Source organism: Leptospira ognonensis (assembly GCF_004770745.1).
Taxonomy (GTDB): domain Bacteria; phylum Spirochaetota; class Leptospiria; order Leptospirales; family Leptospiraceae; genus Leptospira_A; species Leptospira_A ognonensis.
In genome coordinates this window covers 80,637-103,546 of record NZ_RQGD01000024.1, presented here as the reverse complement: position 1 = coordinate 103,546, position 22,910 = coordinate 80,637, and the positions used below count along the sequence as shown (strand labels likewise).

22 protein-coding genes are annotated in these 22,910 nt (G+C 40.8%); 10 read left to right on the top strand and 12 right to left on the bottom strand.

Annotation, left to right across the window (positions count from 1 at the left end; all coding sequences use genetic code 11):
* The first annotated feature begins 67 nt into the window (after positions 1-67).
* Positions 68-1,504 carry a pyruvate kinase gene (gene pyk, locus EHQ58_RS08995; protein WP_135623556.1) on the top strand — a complete coding sequence of 479 codons (1,437 nt, stop codon included), beginning with the start codon at positions 68-70 and terminating at the stop codon, positions 1,502-1,504.
* On the opposite strand, the gene EHQ58_RS08990 is transcribed toward pyk, so the two are convergent.
* Genes EHQ58_RS08990 through EHQ58_RS08970 form a run of 5 tightly spaced genes read right to left on the bottom strand, consistent with a single transcriptional unit; the run spans position 1,497 to position 6,263 of the window.
* Positions 1,497-2,750, bottom strand: a complete 1,254-nt coding sequence (locus EHQ58_RS08990) for a BaiN/RdsA family NAD(P)/FAD-dependent oxidoreductase (protein WP_135623555.1) — start codon at positions 2,748-2,750, stop codon at positions 1,497-1,499. The genes pyk and EHQ58_RS08990 overlap by 8 nt on opposite strands.
* Positions 2,747-3,373, bottom strand: coding sequence for an ABC-type transport auxiliary lipoprotein, LBF_0736 family (locus EHQ58_RS08985; RefSeq protein ID WP_246047268.1), 627 nt, complete (start codon positions 3,371-3,373; stop codon positions 2,747-2,749). The genes EHQ58_RS08990 and EHQ58_RS08985 overlap by 4 nt, the downstream gene beginning before the upstream one ends.
* The gene (locus tag EHQ58_RS08980) at positions 3,370-4,317 is read right to left on the bottom strand and encodes an MlaD family protein (RefSeq protein WP_135623554.1); all 948 of its coding nucleotides are present in this window, start codon (positions 4,315-4,317) and stop codon (positions 3,370-3,372) included. The genes EHQ58_RS08985 and EHQ58_RS08980 overlap by 4 nt, the downstream gene beginning before the upstream one ends.
* Before the next feature lies 1 nt (position 4,318).
* Positions 4,319-5,077, bottom strand: a complete 759-nt coding sequence (locus EHQ58_RS08975) for an ABC transporter ATP-binding protein (RefSeq protein WP_135623553.1) — start codon at positions 5,075-5,077, stop codon at positions 4,319-4,321.
* A 1-nt stretch (position 5,078) separates the two neighbouring features.
* Positions 5,079-6,263 carry an MlaE family ABC transporter permease gene (locus EHQ58_RS08970; protein WP_246047266.1) on the bottom strand — a complete coding sequence of 395 codons (1,185 nt, stop codon included), beginning with the start codon at positions 6,261-6,263 and terminating at the stop codon, positions 5,079-5,081.
* Between the two features lie 31 nt (positions 6,264-6,294).
* Between EHQ58_RS08970 and EHQ58_RS08965 the strand changes: the two genes are divergently transcribed.
* The 6 genes from EHQ58_RS08965 to fliE all read left to right on the top strand — a co-directional run bounded on the left by EHQ58_RS08965 (position 6,295) and on the right by fliE (position 11,417).
* Positions 6,295-7,389: an AraC family transcriptional regulator gene (locus tag EHQ58_RS08965; RefSeq protein WP_135623552.1), complete on the top strand. Its 1,095-nt coding sequence runs from the start codon at positions 6,295-6,297 to the stop codon at positions 7,387-7,389.
* 90 nt (positions 7,390-7,479) lie between these two features.
* Entirely contained in the window at positions 7,480-8,340 is an 861-nt protein-coding gene (locus EHQ58_RS08960; RefSeq protein WP_135623551.1) for a sterol desaturase family protein, read from the top strand.
* Positions 8,341-8,355: 15 nt separating this feature from the next.
* Positions 8,356-8,787, top strand: coding sequence for a flagellar basal body rod protein FlgB (gene flgB, locus EHQ58_RS08955; protein ID WP_135623550.1), 432 nt, complete (start codon positions 8,356-8,358; stop codon positions 8,785-8,787).
* A gap of 24 nt (positions 8,788-8,811) precedes the next feature.
* A complete protein-coding gene (flgC, locus tag EHQ58_RS08950; RefSeq protein ID WP_135623549.1) occupies positions 8,812-9,273 on the top strand; it encodes a flagellar basal body rod protein FlgC in 462 nt (153 codons plus the stop codon).
* A gap of 111 nt (positions 9,274-9,384) precedes the next feature.
* The gene (locus EHQ58_RS08945; RefSeq protein ID WP_135623548.1) at positions 9,385-10,962 is read left to right on the top strand and encodes a hypothetical protein; all 1,578 of its coding nucleotides are present in this window, start codon (positions 9,385-9,387) and stop codon (positions 10,960-10,962) included.
* A gap of 74 nt (positions 10,963-11,036) precedes the next feature.
* Positions 11,037-11,417, top strand: a complete 381-nt coding sequence (fliE, locus tag EHQ58_RS08940) for a flagellar hook-basal body complex protein FliE (protein WP_135623547.1) — start codon at positions 11,037-11,039, stop codon at positions 11,415-11,417.
* A 4-nt stretch (positions 11,418-11,421) separates the two neighbouring features.
* Here fliE and EHQ58_RS18920 read toward each other — a convergent pair whose 3' ends face one another.
* Together EHQ58_RS18920 and EHQ58_RS08930 are read right to left on the bottom strand one after the other, a co-directional pair.
* Positions 11,422-11,862: a hypothetical protein gene (locus tag EHQ58_RS18920; protein WP_246047264.1), complete on the bottom strand. Its 441-nt coding sequence runs from the start codon at positions 11,860-11,862 to the stop codon at positions 11,422-11,424.
* On the bottom strand, positions 11,863-12,807 hold the full coding sequence (locus tag EHQ58_RS08930) for an MBL fold metallo-hydrolase (RefSeq protein WP_135623546.1): 945 nt from the start codon (positions 12,805-12,807) through the stop codon (positions 11,863-11,865).
* A gap of 112 nt (positions 12,808-12,919) precedes the next feature.
* On the opposite strand from EHQ58_RS08930, the gene fliF reads away from it, so the two are divergent.
* A complete protein-coding gene (gene fliF, locus EHQ58_RS08925; protein ID WP_135623545.1) occupies positions 12,920-14,620 on the top strand; it encodes a flagellar basal-body MS-ring/collar protein FliF in 1,701 nt (566 codons plus the stop codon).
* Here fliF and EHQ58_RS08920 read toward each other — a convergent pair.
* Positions 14,617-17,184, bottom strand: a complete 2,568-nt coding sequence (locus EHQ58_RS08920; protein WP_135623544.1) for an adenylate/guanylate cyclase domain-containing protein — start codon at positions 17,182-17,184, stop codon at positions 14,617-14,619. The genes fliF and EHQ58_RS08920 overlap by 4 nt on opposite strands.
* A gap of 96 nt (positions 17,185-17,280) precedes the next feature.
* On the opposite strand from EHQ58_RS08920, the gene EHQ58_RS08915 reads away from it, so the two are divergent.
* The gene (locus EHQ58_RS08915) at positions 17,281-18,174 is read left to right on the top strand and encodes an alpha/beta fold hydrolase (RefSeq protein ID WP_135623543.1); all 894 of its coding nucleotides are present in this window, start codon (positions 17,281-17,283) and stop codon (positions 18,172-18,174) included.
* A 7-nt stretch (positions 18,175-18,181) separates the two neighbouring features.
* Here EHQ58_RS08915 and EHQ58_RS08910 read toward each other — a convergent pair whose 3' ends face one another.
* The 4 genes from EHQ58_RS08910 to dapA are packed head-to-tail and all read right to left on the bottom strand — an operon-like array spanning position 18,182 to position 21,754.
* Positions 18,182-19,243, bottom strand: coding sequence for a CdaR family protein (locus tag EHQ58_RS08910; protein ID WP_135623586.1), 1,062 nt, complete (start codon positions 19,241-19,243; stop codon positions 18,182-18,184).
* On the bottom strand, positions 19,236-20,072 hold the full coding sequence (gene cdaA, locus EHQ58_RS08905; protein WP_135623542.1) for a diadenylate cyclase CdaA: 837 nt from the start codon (positions 20,070-20,072) through the stop codon (positions 19,236-19,238). The genes EHQ58_RS08910 and cdaA overlap by 8 nt, the downstream gene beginning before the upstream one ends.
* 1 nt (position 20,073) lies before the next feature.
* Positions 20,074-20,877 (bottom strand): 4-hydroxy-tetrahydrodipicolinate reductase, encoded by an 804-nt coding sequence (gene dapB, locus EHQ58_RS08900; protein ID WP_135623541.1) that lies wholly within the window; start codon positions 20,875-20,877, stop codon positions 20,074-20,076.
* The gene (gene dapA / locus EHQ58_RS08895) at positions 20,870-21,754 is read right to left on the bottom strand and encodes a 4-hydroxy-tetrahydrodipicolinate synthase (protein ID WP_135623585.1); all 885 of its coding nucleotides are present in this window, start codon (positions 21,752-21,754) and stop codon (positions 20,870-20,872) included. Before dapA ends, dapB begins: the two co-directional genes overlap by 8 nt.
* A gap of 78 nt (positions 21,755-21,832) precedes the next feature.
* Here dapA and EHQ58_RS08890 point away from each other — a divergent pair, with 78 nt between their 5' ends.
* A complete protein-coding gene (locus tag EHQ58_RS08890; RefSeq protein ID WP_135623540.1) occupies positions 21,833-22,885 on the top strand; it encodes an MraY family glycosyltransferase in 1,053 nt (350 codons plus the stop codon).
* Positions 22,886-22,910: the final 25 nt, after the last annotated feature.

The window sequence follows — 22,910 nt, the reverse complement described above, 5'->3', positions numbered from 1 at the left end:
AAATTTCAAGTCAACCAATCTGAGCAATTTGCTTGCAGGATCTGAAAAAAAGAGTAAACTTTGGGACATGCCTGAAGAAAGAAAGCTCCCTCTCAAACGCACGAAAATCATCTGTACCATTGGCCCTGCCTCGGCAAATCGCGAAACCATACTAAATTTAATCTATGCCGGCATGGATATGTGCCGTATGAATTTTTCTCACTCTACACATGAATACCATAAAGAGATCTATGAATTGATTCGCGAATGCGAGCAAGAGGCCGGTGTCTCCATTGGGATTCTTGCTGATTTGCAAGGTCCCAAAATACGTACGGGAAAGCTGACTCATGGACCCTTGGAACTAAAAACAGGAGACCAGATTTATATCAATAATCGAGGAGATTTTTTAGGGACATCTGAAGAGGTCGGGTGCACCTACCAATACATCTTGAATGATATTGATGTGGGACATAAACTTCTGATTGATGACGGGAAACTATCCTTTGTCGTAAAATCAAAAACAAAAGAGCGTGCCCTCCTCGAGACTGTGATAGGCGGGACTCTCAAGGATAATAAAGGCATCAACCTTCCTGGAACACCGATCTCTGCACCTGCCCTGTCAGAAAAAGATATTGAAGACTTGTTATTTGCTCTCGGGTTGGGAGTTGATTATATCGCGCTATCATTTGTTAGACGAGCGGCGGATTTATTGCAAGCCCGCCAATTCATGAAAGATAGTTTCGCTGGACTTATCGCAAAAATTGAAAGACCCGAGGCGATTCAAAACATCGATGAAATTATTGATGCTTGTGATGGTGTGATGATTGCTCGCGGAGATCTCGGGGTTGAACTCGATACACAATTTGTCCCCATCATCCAAAAGGAAATGATCACGAAACTTAACCAACGTGGCAAACCAGTAATCACTGCAACTCAGATGCTTGAAACGATGATTGATAACCCAAGGCCTACCCGCGCAGAGGCAAGTGATGTCGCCAATGCCGTCATGGATGGTACTGATGCAGTTATGTTGTCAGGTGAAACGGCATCCGGTAAGTATCCCGTTGAAACAGTTGATGTAATGACTAAAATCATCCAAGCTGCCGAAGAATCTCACATCCACCTAATTCATCTTAGACAAATGGATCGCACAGCCTTTGAAGTAGAGAGAACTGCGCTAGGAAACGCGGCAGAAAGCATCGCACGCGGGATCAATGCGAAGGCAATCATTAACTTTACTCGGTCAGGGTATTCTTCTCTGCTTTCATCTGAATTTCGGCCGATCAAACCGATTTACTCCTTCACTCCATTTCTAGGAACTTCCCGAAAGATGAAATTGTATTGGGGAGTTGTTCCTTATGTGATGCCTATCATGGAAAAATTCCCAGATATGATCGCGTTTATGAGTAAGGTTCTAAAAAGCGAGGGTAAGCTTGCAACGGGAGATCAAGTAGTAATCCTTTCTGGAGCTCCTGGATCTGTGGCCCAAACAGTAGATTTCATCCAGATTCATAAAATCAAATAACCAAAGAAGCAATGTGCTTGGCTGCGAGTGTCGCCGTTGTCCAAGCATTTTGAAAGTTAAAACCTCCAGTAATACCATCGATGTCTATCACTTCGCCCGTAAAATATAAATTTTCAATCTTTCTACTTTGCATGGATTTGAAATCAATATCCTTTCTTGAGATTCCACCCGCAGTTACAAATTCCTCTTTGAAAACGCCCTTCGCAATCATTTGAAATTTAGAACGACACAATATCTCTGTTAGACTTTTGATTTCTTGTTTGGAAACATCCGCCCATTTTTTTTCAGTCGAAATATGGCTTTGAATTAGGAACCACTCCCAGAGTCTGTTCGGAATCTCATTCAATTTTTGATTCATCACTTTATTTACTCTCGCACTTACTTTCAAATCTAACAACATCTGTTCGACTTCCACCGATGTACGATCGCCTAACCAATTTATTTCTAAGGTTACCTTATACTCGGCATCAAATAAAACTCTGGCCTCAAATGCGGAAAGTCGAAGCGCTGCGGGTCCGCTAAATCCCCAATGTGTGATGAGCAGAGGACCGATTTGTGCCTTCCCTTTTGGTAGGATACGAATGGATGCATGGGGAACTGACAATCCAGATAGTGTGATGATATCAGAGTTTTCAATTCCTAATGTAAATAGCGAAGGCACAGGCAGCGTAATGCTGTGACCTAGTGCCTCCATCCAATTCCAAACTTTCCGATTCGAACCCGTGGCAATGAGCACGATATCAAAAAATTCTTCTCTATCATCTGCAAATCTTAACCGAAACCTTCCTTTTGGATTTTCCGCATCCGTGTGAACAGATACGACATTTTCATCTAACAAAAGCTTAATGTTTCGATCCTTAATCTCTCCGATCAGGCAGTCGATTATCGTTTGCGAATCATCGGATACGGGAAACATCCTTCCATCGGCTTCCACTTTGAGAGGCACATTTCGCTGTCCAAACCACTCAATCGTATCTTTAGGTTGAAATGTTTCAAAAGCCCACCGGAGTTCTTTTTCTCCACGAGGGTATTTTTTTGCCAATTCTTCTGGATCAAAAAGTTGATGTGTGACATTGCATCTACCGCCACCAGAAACCTTTAGTTTCGAAAGTGGTTCCCTCGATTTTTCAAAAATGGTGATTCGAATATTCCCGTTTGAAAACGCATGCGCTTGGATTGCCGCAAAACATCCGCTTGCCCCTCCACCTAAAATGGCAAGGCGAACCTGCGTTTGACTTGGTTTCATTTAGTAAAAATCTTATCTCTTAAATCCGTGCCAATTTCCTGTGTGATTTGTCCCAAAGCTTGGTTCCAACCTGCTACCAAATCGCCAGCTTCTTTTGTTTGAATGTCTACTGACTTTTTATATGATTTCTTAAAAATGATATTGGGGATAGAATTTGTTTCCGTGTAGACAAATAATTCCATATTTAAAACGGCTTTCGGATTGCTTCTGAAATCTCCATATAAATCAGAAATTGAGATTTCTATATAATGAGTCGGATCTATGCGAGTGTTTTGACCTGCATCCCATTCAAAGATCTTTGAAGCCAGAAGTGCCTTTGTAAACTCTTCCCGTAAATTTGATGAAGGTGAAATGAAAAATGAATTATAGAAATCTGATTCAAAGTTAACATTATCTTTGCGATATACAAACTCTTTTCCTTCAAACCTTTGAGAGATAGAAAAGCGTCGGATTTTAAAACTAGACCCCTTAGGTGCTGAAATCGTCTGCACTGGATTTTCTACCTCGATCAAAAAATATTTCTTTTCGGGATAAGTTTTGGTCATACCAAAACATCCAAAGAACAGAATTAGATTTAAAAAAATTGAAACGACTCGAAAGATCATACGTATATTAAATTTCATTTCCATAATTTTGATTTGTTTGGTGCTTCACCAAAAAGAAGTTGGGATGGATATTTTTTAGCATTGGCAGTTACTTCTTTTAAATCTTCTGAAGCGATTCTTAAATTTTCAATCGCTGAACCGATATCACCTTGGTTGGAAGCAAGGATCGTATCAAGTCTTTTGATCGTACCTTGCAATTGCGTGATCGTCTGGTCTAATTTTTTAGGAGTGTTCTGAAGTTCGGGTTGGGCAATCAAACTCTTAACTTCCTGGTTGGTTTTTCTTAAATCCGAGAGTAACCCAACGGCCTCTTTAGAAATCGCCCCAAGGTTTGCTTGCGTGACTGTAGCATTTAAATTTTTGATGAGGTCATCTACACCCTCTAAAATTCGACTGACATCTGCCTTCTCAAGTTTGTCAAAAAATTTATCAACCGAGGCCGTGAACCGAGAAATCGTACTTGGGGCAGAGGGTATGTAAATTGTTTTTGGTGTCCATGATATAGCAAGCGGAGGATTTTTTTCAGGATTTAGATAATCCACTTCAAGATAAGCTGTGCCCGTTAGCCCTTGAGATGCCAGCCGGACTCGCAAGCCAGATTGAATCATCCTTTCAACAGTATGTTTCATATCGTCGCCAGATGTTTCTTTAACAAAATCTGGAACAGACATTTTGATCACGACATACCTTCCATAGAGTTCTGATTGTTCCTCATTTAATTTACTTTTATACTCATTTTGAACAAAAGTGATCCCTTCTACTGATCCCACTTTCACTCCTCGATGTTTGACGGGGCTCCCGATATCTAATCCCTGGACTGATTCGTCGAAGTATGTTTCGAGCTTCACAGATCTTTGAAAGAAGGCACTTGCTGTAAAAGTAACTATGAAACCTATTAAAATAAAAAAACTTGCGAGCACAAAAATGCCCACCTTCAAGTAACTAGAATTAGCTGAACCCATCCTAAGCTTCCTCCTGCGGAATACGATTAAAAAATCTATAGACAAATGACCCTTTGGCTTTCGCTTTCAAATCTTTCGGTTTTCCTTCGGCGATAATCCCTTTCGATTCTTTATCAAGCACGATGACTCGGTCTGCCATAGTAAAGATGGAGGGCAATTCATGAGTAACAATCACAAACGTCACACCTAGTGTGCGTGAAAGTCTTATGATTAAATGATCCAGATCCACGCTGGTGATTGGATCTAGTCCTGCCGAAGGCTCATCCAAAAAAAGAATATCAGGATCCATGGCCATCGCACGAGCTATCGCAGCTCTTTTTTTCATCCCACCAGATAACTCCGCAGGCATTAAATCGGCATATGCCTCTAAGCCAACTAATTTTAATTTCATCTTGGCGATCGTATCCATGGCTTCAACTGGTAAATTGGTAAATTCTTCCAGCGGTAGTTTAATATTTTCGAGGAGTGTCATGGAACCAAATAAGGCACTTTGCTGGTACATCACCCCAATTTTATTCCAGATATGAATTCGTTTCACTCCACTAGCTTTGACGATATCGTCTGATTCGATAAATATACTGCCAGACATCGGTGGAGTTAGACCAATCATATTTTTTAAAACGGTAGATTTGCCACAGCCTGAGCCACCCAAAATTCCAAAAATTTCGCCTCGATTTACTTCAAAGGAAATGTCATTCATGATTACAGAATTTCCATAACCTGTTGTTAGATGCTGAACTTTGATGATGCTTTCAGCCATTTTATATTCCCATGTAAAAATAAAGCACCGAGAATACTCCATCTAACAGAGAAACTAAAATGATGGAACCGACAACGGCAGCAGTGGTTGATTCACCTACGGCTCCGGCACCTGTTGTTGTCTTCAAACCCCGGTAACATCCAATGGCTGCTATGATCATACCAAAAAAATATGACTTGAGCATACCACCCGCAATGTCATTAAAACCGACCGCTACGTTTACTTGGTTGATGAATGTGACCAAAGGAAAACCAAAGCTCATTAGTACAACCGCACCGCCAATCAGACCAAATAAGTTAAAGATGAGAGTAAGCAGTGGAGTCATAATCAAAGAGGCAACTAACCTAGGTACGATGAGAAACTGAACTGGGGGAAGACCCATCGTAGTAAGAGCATCAATTTCTTCTGATACCTTCATGGTACCAAGTTCTGCGGCGAAAGCAGACCCAGATCTTCCTGAAAGGATGAAGGCAGTCATTAAGGGGCCAAGTTCACGGAACAGGGACAGACCTACTAGATTTGCGACGAAAATCTCGGCGCCGAATCTTCGCATAGGGATAGCTGATTGGAAAGACATGATGAGACCTAGCAAAAATCCAATCATCGCAATGATGGGAAATGCATTCACACCCATGGATTCGGAGACACGAAAGACATCTTTCCAGCGAATCCGCGAAGGGTGAAGAACACTTTTCCAAAAAGAAACCGTAAGTTCACCAGTGAAGGCCACAAGAAAGGTAAATTCCTTGAACCAATCTATGGTATATTTTCCTACTTTTTCAGAGTAGCCAAGTTTATATTGAGAGGATTCTAGAGTTTTACTTTTACCAGTCGCCGCTTGGTACATAGGGGCGAATTTCTCACCTAACTCAAGTATTTCGAATCTATTTCCATTTGAATCTTGATTTTTTTTTAGAAACTGCAAAAATGCAAATCCAGAACTATCCGCCACTTTAAGTTCGGATGCAAATACTCGTATTAAGGAAGGAGACCGCCCTTTTAGCTCAAAAACCGAGCCTTTCCAAATAGCGGGAGTTTGGCGGAATGTCAAAATAGTCGGTAGGTAAACTTCTAATACGCTACCCTCCCAAAGGAGTCGAATCGATTTACCAGTTTCTGCCACAGGGATAGCCAAAATCATACGTGTGATATGAAATCTGGCAAGTGATTTTATTTTGATTTTCACGAGAGCGGCGCATTGTTGATTGTAGCTAGCAATGAATCCATTTTTTCTTTATTTCATCGCGTTTTCAGCCGCCCTTGCACTTCTCTTTACTTTGGGTGAACTCGTAGTGAAGGAAAAATCTTCCCAAGCCTATATCCAGGCTTGCCTTTTCTTCTTAGCGGCCATATTTCAGTCTCATACTTTTTATATTGCAAGCGGGAGTTATGTCCACTTTCCATATTTTTACATGCTCCATTTGCCATTCACTTCTCTTTTTGGTTCTGTTCTATTTCGCTACTTTTCTATTTTTTGGACAGAAGGAAAAAACACTGTTAAATTTAGAATTTATGAATCATTGCCTCCTTTTGCTGTAGTCTGCCTATTGCTACCTTTCTATTCGCTCTCGGGAGCTGAAAAGATTGAAACCATCACAAACTTTCCGACTCTGGGAGTTCCTTTCCTTGTGAAACTTGCAATCACCATCGCAGTATGTCCCATTTTTATTGCGAGCATCATCGTATTCGGTCAGCTGTTCAGATACTTGCGCTGGAAGACCGTAAGAGAATCAGCTCACCTAAGACTTGTTCTCTATGTCATTTTCCTAGGCACACTTGCCTCAGTGATCGGCCTCTTCACGCTTTACTATCACAAGAGACACGGGCTTGATCTTGTCTCTGGAATCATTGGCATCATCCTCATCTTAGTATTTTTACTCAGACAAAGAAATCCCGAGATCCTAGGTGAAATCAATCGAATCGTCATTGAAGAAAAAAAATACCAGATCACTCAATTAAAATCGGTAGATGTAACGGATCTTGGCCTCAGACTGACTCACCTTATGGAAGAGTCCAAGATTTACAGAAATGATGAAATCAACTTGGGGGAACTCTCTGCAGAACTTGCTGTCTCCCAACACCAGCTTTCCGAATTTTTAAACCAGCATTTAGGAAAGAATTTTTTTGCCTACATCAACCACTACCGCATCCGCGAGGCGAAAGAACTCTGCAAAAATGCTCCAGAAAAGACGATTCTTTCTATTGCATATGAAGTTGGATTTCCCTCCAAATCTACGTTTTACGATGCCTTCAAACGCGAAACGGGTATGAGTCCCACGGAATATCGAAAATCCATACGTCCGAATGGATAGTTTCGGAATCTTTTTTTCTTCCGAATGGATACACTCGGTCGAATCCAGTTTCATTACCTGATACACTGGTTTCAAATGTAGGAGGCTCTTATGGGTCCAGTGCAATGTGAACTCGTGATGGATTGCATCACAAAAGTATCTACCATCCAACTGACGTTAAATTTCATTCGGTATTATCCGATTGCAGGTTTTGCTTTTCTGTTGCTCTATCTTTGGAAAAAGGATTATTTTGAGCCCTTTCGCATTCAGAAAACCTTTCCGAAAATGGACAAAGTATGGAAGGAATTTCGGCAGTCTGCCATTACGCTCATCGTCTTCACTCTCGTTGCTACTACAAACATTACCCTGGCGAAAATGAAGTTGATACCAAATCGTGTTTATTTTGGTGAAATCAACGGACTTGCTGCCTGGGGGTATGTTACATTAAGTTTTATCCTCATTACCATCTGGCATGAGACTTGGTTTTATTGGATGCATCGATTTGCCCATATCAAAAAGGTTTATCCTCATGTCCACATTGAGCACCACATGTCTGTGAATCCTTCTCCTCTGGCAGCATATCGTTTTCAGATCACAGAGGCATTTTTAGAAAGTATCTACTTAGTGCTTTTTGTAACAGTGGTCCCCATTCACTTTTATGTAATTCTCTTCCATACGTTTTACGCGATGGTATTGAATATATGGTGGCATCTCGGGTATGAATTTTTTCCCAAAGGTTGGGCGACACATCCCATCACGAAATGGATCAACACCTCGACTCACCACAACCTTCACCACCAGAAGTTCCAAGGCAATTACAGCCTCTATTTTAATGTTTGGGACCGTCTCATGGGCACAAACTTCCCTTATTACGAGAAATACTACCAGGAAGTGACCGAAAATCGGGAGAAAAAACTTGCCGAGAAGGGACATAAAGTGCTTATCCCGGCAGGAAAAACGGCCGAAACTTAGACCAAGAGGGAATCTATGTTTGCAGAAACGCATTTCATGAAAACGCAAGATCTATTGGAAAGAGGCTTAAACGCTGGGATGACCAAAAGAAAGGTGTTAACAGATAACATCGCCAATGCGGATGTCCCTCATTTCAAGCGATCCGAGGTGGTATTTGAATCAGCACTCAAACGAGCTTTTGAATCAGAAAAGATTGAAAAAGAAAAGGCTGTCCCCACCAAAATCACAAACGAAAAACACATAGAATTTTTTAAACCCTTAGATTACCGGGATGTAAAACCTAAAGTAAATACAGATTATCTGACAACCATGCGACCTGATGGAAACAATGTGGATATTGAAAAGGAAATCGTAGAAGCTAACCAAAACCAGATGACTTATAATTTGATGATTGAGCGTCTCAATCAAAACAATCGACTCCTCAATATCGTCATGAGAAGTACTTAGGAATATAGGATTTAGGAATAATATATGGGCATGTTTGATTCAATCAATGTTTCAGCTACTGGGCTATCGGCCCAAAGACTTCGTATGGATGTTATCTCGAATAACATTGCTAATGCGACGACGACTCGTAATACAAATGGAGATGGCCCTTTCCGAAGAGATCGGGTCATCTTAACCCCAGTCAACTTGCGACCAAAATACAACAGCCCTGTTTATCCTTTTGGAGTTTCTCCTGGCGAAGGCAAAGGTGTAAAGGTCATGAAGATTGAAAAGGATATGAGCCCTCTTCGGCTTACCTATGACCCCACTCATCCAGATGCCATTCAGACAGGGCCCAAAAAAGGTTATGTGGAATTTCCAAATATCAACATTGTAACAGAAATGACAGATATGATTTCTGCATCCAGATCCTATGAGGCCAATGTGCAAATGATCAATGGAACCAAAGCGATGTTCAATAAAGCGATGGAGATCGGAAGGGCCTAAATACTCGGATCATTGTTTGATTTATTGCGAAATGAAATTCTAAAACTTTGATTTTTAATTGCAATCTATGACTTCCTTGCATGTTATTCCCTTAGGGACAACATCACAGCCATGAAATCGAGATTTATTTACCTTTTCCTTGGGTTTACCATCGGTCTGTGCCTTTTTTTTTGCAATCCCTCCGATCTACGAAATTCTGGAGATACCAGGTCTGAGGCTAGTCTCGAGCGCTTGTTATGGCAGGAGTTCATCCGTCCCCTTGCCGTTTGTGACACGACTCAATTTGAATATGAACCCGCCTACCGGTCTGTTACGGTAAGGGAGGCACTCACTCCGATCCAAATCATTCAGACGAGAGACAAGTCGATCTATGTCTTCGGCATCTCTACTTTCAAACCGGAAAAGAATCTGGACGCAGACGCTTTTATCGGGACTGAAGATTCAACAACCTCACGCAACGCGGCCCTTTTTAAATTTACTGCGAATGGTGCGCTCGAATGGACGAGAACGATCGGACTAGCCAATACAGCCGGAAATGCGATCGGACTCATCGAATCAGATTCCGGGGTCTATTTGACCTTCTCAGCATCCTCATCGGTGGGATCACCACTCAATAATTTTATCAGCGGTTTTACCAATGTTGCCGTTTTCCATATGGCAAAAGATGGCAGTATCTTATGGAATACTTACTTTGGTAGTAACACTGGAAATAATAAAGCATACTCAATCGCCAAACTAAGCAATGGTGATCTTGTTGTAGGTGGAGAAACTAATTCCAATGGATTCTCATCCTTTACCGGTTCCGTAATCAAATTATCTTCTACTATCCCTGAAAATGCATCTTTTGTCATGCGATTAAAACCCACAGGGACCGGAACCTGGGTTCATTTTTTTGCAGGCTCCACATCGACTCAGATTCGCACAGTTGAGAAGGTTTCTGTCTCGTCAACTGACACGATTTACACTTATGGCTTTGAGCGAGAGCCATTGGATGTCGGATACAACCAAGTGGTCCAAAATCATACGGGAACGACTCCTAGAAAAGAATTTTTGATCGCACAATTTGATTCCGACGGGAAATATTTGCGACATACGTTTTTACTTTCGGGCAGCTCGCAAGCAAGTCCCATCCTTCCCATCCCTAAAGAATCAGAAATAGCCAATGAGATGATCTTTGCAGGGGTGACCTCGGCACAATTTGTAGGTCTAGATTCCGTGCGGGTGCGAAACTACCAGGGGAGTTATGATCAATTTGTGATTAAATTAAACTCTACATTAAATGCCAGTTATGTGACTTACCTTGGCGGACCTGGTGCCGACCAAGGCTCGATCTATAAAATTTTCCAAGACTCTAGAAAAGATGGATATTTTGTTTTCTCACCCTTTTTATTTGATCCAGGTTACGACACAAGCTTCCCGGGACGAGCTGGATACCCGACGCTTGGGCTCATACGTTTGGATAGTACAGGAAATTTATTGGAATATGGATTTAAGGCTGAAACAGAATTTAATGTGCCATTGACGTATACAGACACTTGCGATGGGGGCTCTTTGATCGGCTATTATGTGGGAGATGCCATTGACTTTTCCATAGCCAAGTACGCGAAATTTCGTCTATCTAAAACGCGTCCCCAGATTCCAATCTACCGCACCTACCAGGATCCTTTCGGTCAATACCCGGGAAAATAATTCTGTGACATAATATTTTTGACTCAAGCTTTTCCCAGACTTCCCGACATTCTAAGGGAAGGATTTTAAAACCTATGGCAATCGACCCTATCTCTTCTTTTTCCTCTATGCGTGGCATCAATTCTGCGGTCCGTCCGCATTCCCTTCTCCCCCAGGGCGACAAGGTTTCTGTACAACGAACGGATGCTAGGCATTATGGAAAAACTGATATTGCGAAATCTCCCGATGAAGTGGCGGGCACATTTGCGAATGCCATGAAAAAAGCATTTGAACAAGTAAACGACCAACAAGTAGAAGCCGATGAGATGACGCAAAAAATTGTTTTCGATCCAAATTCGGTGGAGCTTCATGAGGTGATGATTGCGGCTGAAAAAGCAAGGATATCCCTAACCTTCGCCAAAACCATGTCTGACGGATTCATCCGTGCTTACAGAGAGCTAACACAACTAAGATAATTTTCTAGTCTTTAGATTCCTCGTGTTTGGTAGGAATACCAAACACGCGTTCTGTTGCCTCCAACCGAATTTCCAATTTATCCTTCTCACCGACCCGGACCCCTTTTTTTAAATCTTCAGAAGAAAGAAGTTGCCCATTTAAATAGATATGCCAAGCCTCCTTCCAGCTCGTTCTCCTTCCATTTACTTCCATAATCTCTTCAGTCTGGTTTGTGGAAATGAATCGGATTGCTGGATTTTCTTTTAAAGAAAGTTCGGCAAGCACAGTGAGAAGGTCCTTTCGTTCCATGAGAGGTGTTGGATAATAAAATGTATCATCAAACTCATCGCACTTCACTCGCAATTGGATCCTATGGCTCGACCGATCAATCTCGCTAGGTGTCATGCAGGAAAAAATAGACACGATGGTAAAGAAACAGAATATAACAAATAAAATACGAATCATTTAGAAATTTCGGCCCATAGCAAAAACTAAACCTTGGGCATTTAAATCGACATCTAACCCAAGTAAGCGCCAATCATTTTCCGATAAAGTAACTTTCTGGTCTTCCGCCAATGTTGAAATCATATCTTTCACTGTTTCCACGAAAAATAAATACACCTTATCTCTATTAGAACCATTTTCTGATGGAAATATTTTTTTTGCATGATCTATGGCTTCTTGGCACTGAAGGATTCCCTTTCTTAAATATTGCGATTGTATTTCAAGATTCTGAATACTTCCAAAATGAGTTAGGTAGGCTGTCGTTGCTCCCGTGCCCAGAATCAGCCCAAGGGAACGTATTGCCTCCTCGGAATGAAAATCGGTAGGAGTGGTCGTCGGAAAAATAAACCTGCCACCTTTCTCCATTGCAGGATAGGCGATGCCAAAACTATCTCCTGTAAATATCGAATTTGATTTTGAATCATGGATGCAAAAGTGATGGTTGGCATGCCCCCGTGTATACAAAAACTTCAGACTTCTCTCACCCCAGACGAGAGTCTCACCATCTAACATGACCCGTACTCGCTGGGAAGGTATGGGATTGATTTCCCCATATAATTTTTTAAAATTTTCTTCCCCATAGACCTGCATGCTACTGGCAATCAGTCTCTCAGGCGTGATCATATGTTTTGCGGCCTTTGGATGCGCAAGGAGGGTTGCATTGGGGCAAGCTTGGAGTAAGGCAGAGGCACCACCCGCATGGTCTAGGTGGACATGCGTGATGATGACATAGTCTACATTCTCTTTAGGGATTCCGAGCGCCTCTAATTTTGCGAGCAATAAGGGAACAGCAAGAGTTGTGTTTGTTTCTATGAAGCTTGCTCGGTCACCTTCTACCACAAGGTAGGCACAGGCCACGTCTAAAATCCCAGCATACTTGCAATCAATGGTATAAATCGAGTCCACTTCAAAAGAATCGTCCGCAAGGCTTGGGATCGCAAGAGAAAATCACGAAAAATACTTGTACAAAAATGACCAAAGCTGGCATTATGTCCCATTATAGGATGATGCCACAAGTATGCCTGAGCCACTGCAAAAAATTATCGATAACATCAAAGATCTTTTCAACAAATTAGACAAGACCAAAAAAATGATCTTAGGCGGTGTCCTTCTCGTCATCGTGGCAGCCGTTGTGATTCTCTCCAATGTCTCTTCGACTCGGAATCGCATCGTATTATTTAAAGACTTAGATCCAAAAGATTTCTCGGAAGTAACAAAAAAACTTGATGCGTTAGGTTATAGTTACGGTACAAGCGAAACGTCAATGATCACTGTCGATCCAGATGTCAGACAAGAGATCGTAACCAAACTCGCCCAAGAAAATTTAATCCCAGCTGGCGTGAGCGGATGGGAACTTTTCGATATTGAAAAATTCACAGAAACTCAGTTCGACAAAGACATCAAAAAATACCGTGCTCTTAAAGGTGCGATCGAAAAATCCTTAATGACCCTAAGGCCCATTGAAAAGGCAGATGTAAACATCGCAATGCCAGAGGCAGATCTATTTGAAGCAAATGCCTACCCTGTTAAAGCGAGTGTCATCTTACATTTTAGACCAGGCGTTGAAGGCTTAAGTAAAAAGGAAGTGAAAGGGATTGTGAATTTGGTAGCGCGCGCCGTACCAAAGTTAAAACCTGAAAACGTAAGTGTTGCCGATCCAGACGGAAAGATCATTTCTGATTTTGAAGAAGATTTAGAAAAAGAAAGATTAGAATTACGAATCGTCCAAGAAAAATTACGCATTGAAGAAGAAGAGCGTGTCAAACGACTCATTGATATTCGAAATACCCTTCGCTGGTACTTAGGTGGTGAAGATAGGGTTGATATCACGAGATTCGAATACGTTCTCAACTGGGACCAAGAGTCACTGACCGAAAACGAAGTTATGCCTGTTGTTGCTGAATATGATAACCCTGACACACCTTATTCAGAACGAAAATTAGTTGATGGCTACTCTCTTAAAGTTTCCTCAAAAGAAACAAAGGAAGCATTCAAAGGAAGAGGATTCACTCCCGATGGTCCAGCCGGGACAGAACCAAATTTACCACCAGGTTATAAAGACACGGACTACCAAAAAGCTGAGTATTCGAAAGATGAAAATATAAATAATTACGAATTTAATAAACGTGTCAAAGATATCAAACGCCAGCCTTGGAAAATTGATAAGATAGGTCTCTCTGTCGTTGTAGATGGGGTCTGGGATAGGAAAGAAAGAGAAGATGGAATGGGGTATGATCGAAAGTACATTCCAGTTGCGGAATCTGATTTAAAATTAATCCGAAAAAACTTGGAAGCTGCGATTGGTTATACGAGACCTCGTGGTGACCAAATCAGTGTCATTACAATCCCTAAGGATAGAACGGAACAATTTCGTGCCGAAGATGAAGAGTTTCAAAAACAAAGAGCCATTCGTAATATGGTCATTGCTTCACTTATCATTCTCATTTTACTTATCCTAGCAGTTCTTGTCTACCGAGCGATCAAGAAAGAGATGGCACGAAGAAGAAGGCTCAGAGAAGAAGAACTCGCTGCGCAACAGCAGATGATGCGCGAAGCAGCACTTCGAGTGATGGACGAAGGGGGAGCAGAAGTCGAGCTCTCTCTAGACGAAAAACTCAGAAGAGAACTTCTCGAAAACGCGATCAATCTTGCCAAAGAGAAGCCCGAGGACGTGGCTCAACTTTTGCGCACTTGGCTTGCAGAAGAGGAAGCAAGCTAATCTTTGTTTTGATGTTTCCATTGAACAGTGGCACCTGCATGAATCTTTGCATAGATATCGCGAAAGAGTTTGTTAGGTGCCTTGCCCTCAGGATCTTGTGAATACCTTGGTTTTAAACGATGGAGAAAATACATATCCATTTCTCCTTTGTTTTTACCATGAATTTTCCCCCGATATTCCGTTTCAAAAAAATATTTTATTTCTTCGTGAGTTGCTGAGGATATATTGATCTTCCCCGTCTCACCACCTGATTCCATACGAGAGGCAGTGTTTACCGTATCTCCCCATATATCGTAGGCAAATTTAAATCTTCCCACAACACCCGCAACCACGGGACCCGTATGAATTCCTAATCTCAATTCCCAAAACGGGAGACCCAATCCGATTTTAATTTCTTTCAATTGATTCATAAAACTTTGAATTTCTAAGGCGGCTATACAAGAATCAATCGCATTGGTCTTGTTGGATACTGGCAGACCGCCGGCACACATATAAGAATCTCCGATTGTTTTTAATTTTTCTAAATTGTTTCTCAATATAATTTCATCAAATTGAGTGAAACTGGCATCTAACTCATGCAAAAGCTCTTGTTCATCCATACCTTCGGCTACTTTCGTAAAACCTTTAAAATCAGTAAAAAGAACGCTTACTTTTTCGTATCTAGCAGGTGTTACAGATCCCTTTTCCTTCAACTCTTGTGCAACTTTATACGGAAGAATATTTAGAAGCAATTTCTCTGATTCTTCCATGGCGATCTCGGACTTATCCTGAGCAATGAGCGCCTTCTCTCTTTCTTCATCTGCCTTCTGTTTTTCTAAATCTAACAAAAAGTAACTGATATCAAGTTCTTCCGCCAGAGGTCTCGACATGATATAGATGACTAAGTAATTAAACAAAATGAGAGGTAATACGATCATCATTAGGTGAAACGCTGATTCGCCCATACCATACTGATCTCGAATGAGTGGAAAATAAAGAATACCGGCAATCCCCATAGTTACCAGACCTAGATTGGCTAGTTTTTGGCTGAGCTGAATGGTCCGACCTTCTAAGGATAAAGCACCATGCCTTAAGACCGAATAACCCAAGATCAGTGCAGGAATAAATTGAAAATCACTAATCGGATAAAGGGGGATGCCATGAGACGGAAGTAATGCAAATAAAAACAAACCTGCTGAAAGTAGAAAAGAACCAACGATCCACTTTGATGCGGAATTCAAATAATCACGATGTTTTAGGAAAGTAAAAAGCACTAGTAAAAAAGCAAGTGCACCATTAAAACCAATCAATATTTCCGCTGGTCCTCCATGATGGACTCTTGACCATGGATATTCAAAAAAGCCGACGAATAAATAAGGTGATGGTGCAAGCAGAGCAGCGATTACACATAACACATCGATGTACTTTAACCAGACTGGATCCTTTTTGGCGATAGCCTGAAAGACTAACCTTACCATAATGGACGGGGCAAAAGAGAAAGCTACGAAGGTTATTTGTGAAATGCGAAGTTGAACCACATAAGAGACGTTCAACTTTAATGGTACTGATTGTATGACATAAAATCCCATAAGTATTAAGGCAAAGGCACACAGCTGGTTCAGACGAGCAGATGGATTGGCCCCGGCAACAAGTATAGAAAGAAAAACGGATGCAAAGACACTTACGACAGGGGGAAGCCCCCAGGGATACCATTTTGATGCCTCATAAGAGATGGGAGAAAGACCAAAAGATACACCAAAAGAGATAAAAATCAATACGAATGACAATAAGGCAAAAAGGAAGTAGAACATTCCGTTTTTCTGAAATAGAAGCTCATTGACATCGAAGAAGTCAGACCGAAAAACTCCGTAGGCAACCATCAACATGGGGATAAAGAGAAAAAATCCACCCGGATAAAATTTATAGCCTAAGATACTTGGAGCATTGAAGACCACGAGTAAGAATAATAAATTAACTCCGTGGAACAAAGACAGATGGTAGTTTTGACGTATATGATCATAGTGTTTAATAAAAGCAGGTACAATCTGAAAAAAATAGGCGATAGGAGCAAGCAGTCCCCAAGGTTTGATAAACATACTCCCCTTGGGATATTTTCCAAAAGTATAGGTAAAAAAATCTCTCTCAAAACCTTTTCCGATCAGGATTCCGAAATATAAAAAAAGGGAAGCGAACCAAAGTAGATAAGACCAGTATAGCAGAAGTTTGCTCTTTCTGCCAGTCATGTAGTATGCTAAATACAAACCCGAAGGTGCCAGCGGCGCTACCAGAAAATATAAAACATCATTCCAAAATATAAGTGTGTCAATGTTCTGAATCCAAGCTCTAAGAGTCAGTACAAGTCCTGTTGTCCCAAAGCTGATGAATGCGATTACCAAATTTAAATGAAATTTACGATTGTCGTCATTAGATGTTTTAAACTTTTGAAAGGCAAAATAACTTAAGAATATCCCAACAACAAAGGTAAGTAATCCTGGCGCTCCATAGGGGAACTGGTACCAAAAATAATCCCAATCTGACATGAGTCCATCTGGCACATAAAAGTATTTAATAGGATATAAAGACATCTGACTAAGCAGGATATTTAAAAGTTACACTGTCAAGCCCTTAAAGAATTACAAATTGATTGACATAAACTGAGATATACTGATTCACTTTTAACCATGACTCAAGAAACAATTCCAAAAAGAAATGCGACAGAATGGCTTGCAAGTGGGAAGTTCTTTGATTACCATAAACATCAAATATTCTATATTAATGAAGGAAGAGGAAATCACTTACTTTTGTTACATGGATTCCCAACATCGTCCTGGGATTATTCAAAAATTTTTGCAGGTCTGAGCCGCCATTTTAATACATATGCGATCGATTTTCTAGGATTCGGATATTCATCAAAACCAAAAAATCACACATATAGCATCCTCGAACAAACTGATATCATTGAATCCTTTATTGAGAAGAATGCCCTAAAAAGAGTGAAATTCGTTTTTCATGATTATGCGGTTAGCGTTGGTCAAGAGCTCTTAGCACGAAACTTGGAATCTTCAACCAAAAAGTTTGAGATCGATGGTGCCGTATTCCTTAACGGAGGACTAATCCCAAGTCTGCATAGACCCACCTTTACTCAAAAACTTTTAACATTACCAATTCTTGGACCGATTCTCTCCAAAGGATTCAATCCAAAAAAGTTTGCTAAGGCATTCAGTGAAGTATTTGGTCCGAAAACTAAACCAGAAGCTGGTGAATTGAATACTCTTTGGAAACTTATTACCTATCCTGGAAACATTCGAATCGCACATAAGCTGTTACACTACATCAAGGATAGAAAACAATATCAGGAACGTTGGGTAGGAGTTTTAACAAAGACAGATGTGCCACTTCTTTTTATCAATGGGGGAAGCGATCCTGTGAGCGGGAGACATCTCATAACCGAAATCGAAAAAATGCCCATCAAAAACGGAAAGATCATCAAATGGGAGGAAATCGGTCATTACCCTCAATGGGAAAATCCAGAAGCTTGCTTTAAAGAAATATACGATTTTTTAAAACAAAACTAAAAGCTAACTAAGATTTACTAGCACCAGGCCAATGACTTGGATCTTCAAGACCACTTCCTTCTTCTGGGTCAGATCCGTCGTTCCCTGGTATATCGATGCCTTCTTTGATACGATATCTAATTTCAATTTTTTCTGGATTGGTCTGAAGAATTTCAATTCCCTTAAGGTCCTTATTTTTTACGACTCTAACTTTCGCTATCTGGGGCTGGAGTTCTGGAATGATCTTTTTTTTGATAGGATCATAGATGTAATTGCAAGGCACTTGAGCTACAATCCCTGTTAGGATTTGTGCAGAACGAATGGGCTTAAGCGAGAAATATCGGATCGCCAATTGTTCCTCTGAGAATTCAGCTTCCAGCCTCGGATCAAGTCCTGAACATATGATAGGAATACCCGCTGCAGTCTGTTCACCCGTTTTATAGGAAAGTGGAATGATGTTTACATTTACCGTCACATCTCGTGTCCCTAAAACGTTAAGCCCTTTAGGTAAATCTGGAATTCTCACGGTTTTCGCGAAAGGCTCTCTTCGTTCATTCAAACTAATTTCAGGAAGCGTAACCTTCGAAATTTTCTCTAAATCTTGTGGCTTTCCACTAATGGTCACGCGAGAGGGGCTCAGGATTTGAGTCAGCTTCTCAAAGTTTGGTGGTGGATTCCCTTCAAAAACAACTTCTACTGGAACAACTTTTAATCCCCGAGATTCTATTTCGACTGGAACCGTTTTTTTAAGTTTCGTAACTTTGACACCATTCGGAACACCGACGATTTTTTTGATCGGAACCTCAGTGACTCCAAATTGAACATCCTCAGCTTCAATGACTGCCTTCATAAACTGAGAGTAATAATTGACAACGTCCTTAAGGCCTTCAACTCGAACGGGAATCGTTTTTTCTGGATTCTTAGCATAAGATAAATTTCCACTTAACTTAGGATATTCAACGGGAACATTTATCGTTTTTATAAGAATTTTCGAATTTTGTAAATTTATATAAAAGAACGCGGCAATTAATAAGGAGAGGAGCTTCGCTTTCCAGTTTCGGAATATTTTTTCCATGATACTTTTAATCATGAGTGACTCCGATTTCCCGCTCTTTGTTTCTTTTTCTTTCATCGTCTTTGGCAGTTTTTTTTGTTCCCGACATCAATCCGCTCACAAGTGCTTTTAACTCCAGAGGTTTTACCGGATGAAACATTTCACCAGCAAAACAAACCGTGATTTCTCCAGTTTCCTCAGAAGTAACGATGATAATAGAATCAGACTCCTCACTAAGACCAAGCGCTGATCTGTGCCTTGCACCCAAAGTAGAGATTTCAAGATTGCTACTCATTGGTAGATAAGAGGCAGCAGAAATAATTCGATTTTGTTCGATGATGACGGCTCCATCATGCAGAGGGCTATTTTTAAAGAAGATAGTTTGAAGCAATTCAGAAGAGACAGCTGCATCAATATTAACAGCATTTTCAGAAATTTCTTTTAAGCTGATATCTTTGACAAGTACGATGAGGGAACCAATCTTTTGCGAGGCCATACTCCTCACAGCATCTATAATCGGGTCTAGATCAAAGACTGGCTTGAGAAAAAACAATCTGAGCAGTCTGATGCGAGCAAAATCTCCAGTGATTCGTCTTAGCTCAGGCTGTAAGAGGACTATGATCGCAAAGACCAGAGCAGGTCTGATATTTGTAAGAATCCATTCTAATAATTCAAAATTTAAATACTCTGCGAGACTTCCCGAGATCCAAATTATCCCAACTCCAAGTAACAGTTGCAAGCCTCTCGTCCGACGTAATGTCGTATAGGTTTTATAAATAATGAAAGCAACTATGAGTATATCAAGTCCTATCGAGACGTAATTTTTACTCCAAGGAATGATATATAGACCACGAAGAAAATCCAATCTAAATTCCTAAGACATCGAACATATTATATAATCCCTTAGATTTATCCGACAAAAACTCCGCTGCTTTCACCGCACCGACTGCGAATGTTTTACGGTCCTGGGCTTTATGTGAAATTTCAATCCTCTCCTCTGGGCTTAAAAAAAAGACCGTGTGGTCACCGATCACTTCCCCCGCTCGCATGGTATGGATTGCGATTTCTTTTGGATCTCGCTCTGGATACATCCCGTGCCTTCCATAAATGACATTTTCTTCTTTTCGATCAAAAGCGCGCAGTAGAACTTCCTTTAGGTGCTGAGCCGTACCTGATGGTGCATCCTTTTTATGCCTATGATGGATGTCTAAGACCTCAACATCAAAATCCTCTTGCAAAACTTTTGCAGCGATTTCTGTGAGCTTAAATAATAAATTTACACCTACAGACATATTAGGTGAGAACACAATAGGTATTTGTGTGGAAGCTGTTTGGATTTCCATTTTTTCAGCTTCTGTAAGTCCCGTTGTTCCAATTACGATGGGTTTTTTCTCAGCGACCGCGATTGATAAGTTTTCAGAGAAACCTGTATGAGAACTAAAATCGATGAGCACATCAGAACCTTTACAAGCAGCCACTAAATCTGAATCAAAAATAACACCCGTTTCCTTGATGCCCGAATGAATCCCAGAATCAAAGCCGATATAAACGGACCCTGCTTTGACTGTTGCAGAACTCAAACTTGATTTTTGTGATTGGGCAAGAACTTGTATTATGGCTTTGCCCATTCGCCCATTCGCACCTATCAGGCCAATTTTTAACTTAGACAATGCCTTCCTCTTTCAATTGAAATACAATCTTCTTGAAATTATCCGCCCCAGGACCGCTTGTGATTGATGTCATGGGTAGTCTTAAATCATTTTGGCAATATCCAAACCAACTCATGGCAGCTTTGATGGGTATCGGATTTGTTTCGATGAAGGCATTTATGAAGACAGGCAATAATTTATAATATATCTTTCTGCTCGCGGCAACGTCGCCTCTCTGAAAAAGGGCGACCATATCCACACAGGCTCTGGGAAACAAATTTGATACAACGGAAACGACTCCCATCCCACCTATGGAAAGAACAGGTAAGGTCAAATTATCATCACCAGATAATAGAGTAAATTCTGGCTTGGTGAGGGATATGACTTTGGCCATCTGACCTAAATCGCCCGTTGCTTCTTTAATGGCTGTTATGTTTGACAATTCGGAAAGTCTTTGGACAGTTTCAGGCAGCAGATTGACATTCGTCCGACCTGGAATATTGTAAAGCATGATGGGCTTGTTTGCATGCTTGGAGATTTCCGAAAAATGCAGGAACATACCTTCCTGCGTCGGTTTGTTGTAATAAGGATTTACCGAGAGAATGCCATCCACACCGTCCGCACAGGCACTTTCGGTAAGTTCGATGGCTTCCGTCGTAGAATTTGAGCCAGTTCCAGCAATCACCTGGATCCGTCCTGCCACTACCTCGACAGTTTTTTGGATGAGTTCTTTGTGCTCCTCGTAGGAAAGGGTCGGGGATTCTCCTGTCGTGCCGCAAGGTACAACCCCTGCCACACCGGAATTGATTTGGTTTTCAAGGATTTTGAAATAACTCTCATAATCAATTTTGCCGTTACGAAAGGGAGTGATGACTGCAGTATAGACGCCTTGAAACATAAATTTAAAACTGGAATGGGGACTCATTTTTGCAATAAAAAACTGCCAAATTGAGGCCAGTTCGGAAACTTAGAGGAAATGGAGTTCGCATTTTCCGTCATTCTGGCGATTTTAGCCTTAATTAGCCTCATTTTGCATGCTACTTATGTTTTTGGCTCCTTCGGCATCAAGGATATCCCCAACGAACGAAGCCTACACTCAGAAATCACAAAAAAGTCGGGCGGAATGATCTTTGTTCCCTTATTTCTCTTTTATCTTCTCGTTACTTATTATCTCTTCCCTGGAGCTATTTCGAACGCATTTCATCTAAAACTCCTGATACTCGGATCTATCTTTTTTTGTATGGTTGGTTTTTTAGACGATCTCTACCATCTTTCGCCTAACATAAGGCTCCTACTTGAATTTGTTTTTTGTTTCGGTTGGATTCTATGTTTAAATCCAAGCATTAGTCTGCTCGGACATTTGATACAAAACCAGATAATTTCAATTTTGTTTTGTGGGTTCCTTCTGGTTTTTATTGTAAATCTTGTCAATTTCATGGATGGTCTCGATCTTTATCTTGTGGGGACCATTTTTGTGACTTTAATTTTTTGGATGATAATTTTTTCACCTGCCTTTGCACCTAAGGGAAGTTATTTTTTACTGTTAACTTTGTTACTTTGTGCCCTTTCTGGATTCGCCTTTTTTAACTATCCAAAGGCAAAGTTATTTATGGGCGACAGTGGTTCTCTCGTTCTTGGATTTCTTCTGGTATCCTTTCCTCTTTTGGTGAGCAAAGAATCAGACGAATCCTTCGAACTTTTAAAATTATTTTTCCTCTTCCCTGTATTCTGGGTTGATGGAATTCTAACAATCATCATACGAATGTGTCAGAAAAAGAATCTTTTTTTAGCGCATAGGGAACATCTCTATCAGTTGCTGACGGAAACTTGGCTTGGAAAATCTGGAACAACTCTTTTTGTGATACTTGCAAATTTACCAGCGACAATTTTTTACAGTTTGTACAAATTGAAGTGGATTAAAAACTTTCCTACCGAAACGATTTTTATTCTATTTATTTTGAGCCTCTATATTGCGGTCTATTCCCTTCTCCGGTTTGCGCTTTTTTACTACAGAAAAAATCTTGCCTAGAGATTTAGTTTGTAAACTCTTTCTC

Bases quoted from the DNA above. Each gene is read 5' to 3' on its own strand.
- EHQ58_RS08980 (WP_135623554.1), bottom strand. From the start codon at position 4,317: ATGGGTTCAGCTAATTCTAGTTACTTGAAGGTGGGCATTTTTGTGCTC.
- EHQ58_RS08985 (WP_246047268.1), bottom strand. From the start codon at position 3,373: ATGAAATTTAATATACGTATGATCTTTCGAGTCGTTTCAATTTTTTTA.
- EHQ58_RS08910 (WP_135623586.1), bottom strand. From the start codon at position 19,243: ATGATTAAAAGTATCATGGAAAAAATATTCCGAAACTGGAAAGCGAAG.
- EHQ58_RS08920 (WP_135623544.1), bottom strand. From the start codon at position 17,184: ATGTCTTTATATCCTATTAAATACTTTTATGTGCCAGATGGACTCATG.
- pyk (WP_135623556.1), top strand. From the start codon at position 68: ATGCCTGAAGAAAGAAAGCTCCCTCTCAAACGCACGAAAATCATCTGT.
- EHQ58_RS18920 (WP_246047264.1), bottom strand. From the start codon at position 11,862: ATGATTCGTATTTTATTTGTTATATTCTGTTTCTTTACCATCGTGTCT.
- EHQ58_RS08945 (WP_135623548.1), top strand. From the start codon at position 9,385: ATGAAATCGAGATTTATTTACCTTTTCCTTGGGTTTACCATCGGTCTG.
- EHQ58_RS08960 (WP_135623551.1), top strand. From the start codon at position 7,480: ATGGGTCCAGTGCAATGTGAACTCGTGATGGATTGCATCACAAAAGTA.
- flgC (WP_135623549.1), top strand. From the start codon at position 8,812: ATGGGCATGTTTGATTCAATCAATGTTTCAGCTACTGGGCTATCGGCC.
- EHQ58_RS08975 (WP_135623553.1), bottom strand. From the start codon at position 5,077: ATGGCTGAAAGCATCATCAAAGTTCAGCATCTAACAACAGGTTATGGA.
- fliE (WP_135623547.1), top strand. From the start codon at position 11,037: ATGGCAATCGACCCTATCTCTTCTTTTTCCTCTATGCGTGGCATCAAT.
- EHQ58_RS08915 (WP_135623543.1), top strand. From the start codon at position 17,281: ATGACTCAAGAAACAATTCCAAAAAGAAATGCGACAGAATGGCTTGCA.
- EHQ58_RS08990 (WP_135623555.1), bottom strand. From the start codon at position 2,750: ATGAAACCAAGTCAAACGCAGGTTCGCCTTGCCATTTTAGGTGGAGGG.
- dapA (WP_135623585.1), bottom strand. From the start codon at position 21,754: ATGTTTCAAGGCGTCTATACTGCAGTCATCACTCCCTTTCGTAACGGC.
- EHQ58_RS08890 (WP_135623540.1), top strand. From the start codon at position 21,833: ATGGAGTTCGCATTTTCCGTCATTCTGGCGATTTTAGCCTTAATTAGC.
- fliF (WP_135623545.1), top strand. From the start codon at position 12,920: ATGCCTGAGCCACTGCAAAAAATTATCGATAACATCAAAGATCTTTTC.
- flgB (WP_135623550.1), top strand. From the start codon at position 8,356: ATGTTTGCAGAAACGCATTTCATGAAAACGCAAGATCTATTGGAAAGA.
- EHQ58_RS08965 (WP_135623552.1), top strand. From the start codon at position 6,295: ATGAATCCATTTTTTCTTTATTTCATCGCGTTTTCAGCCGCCCTTGCA.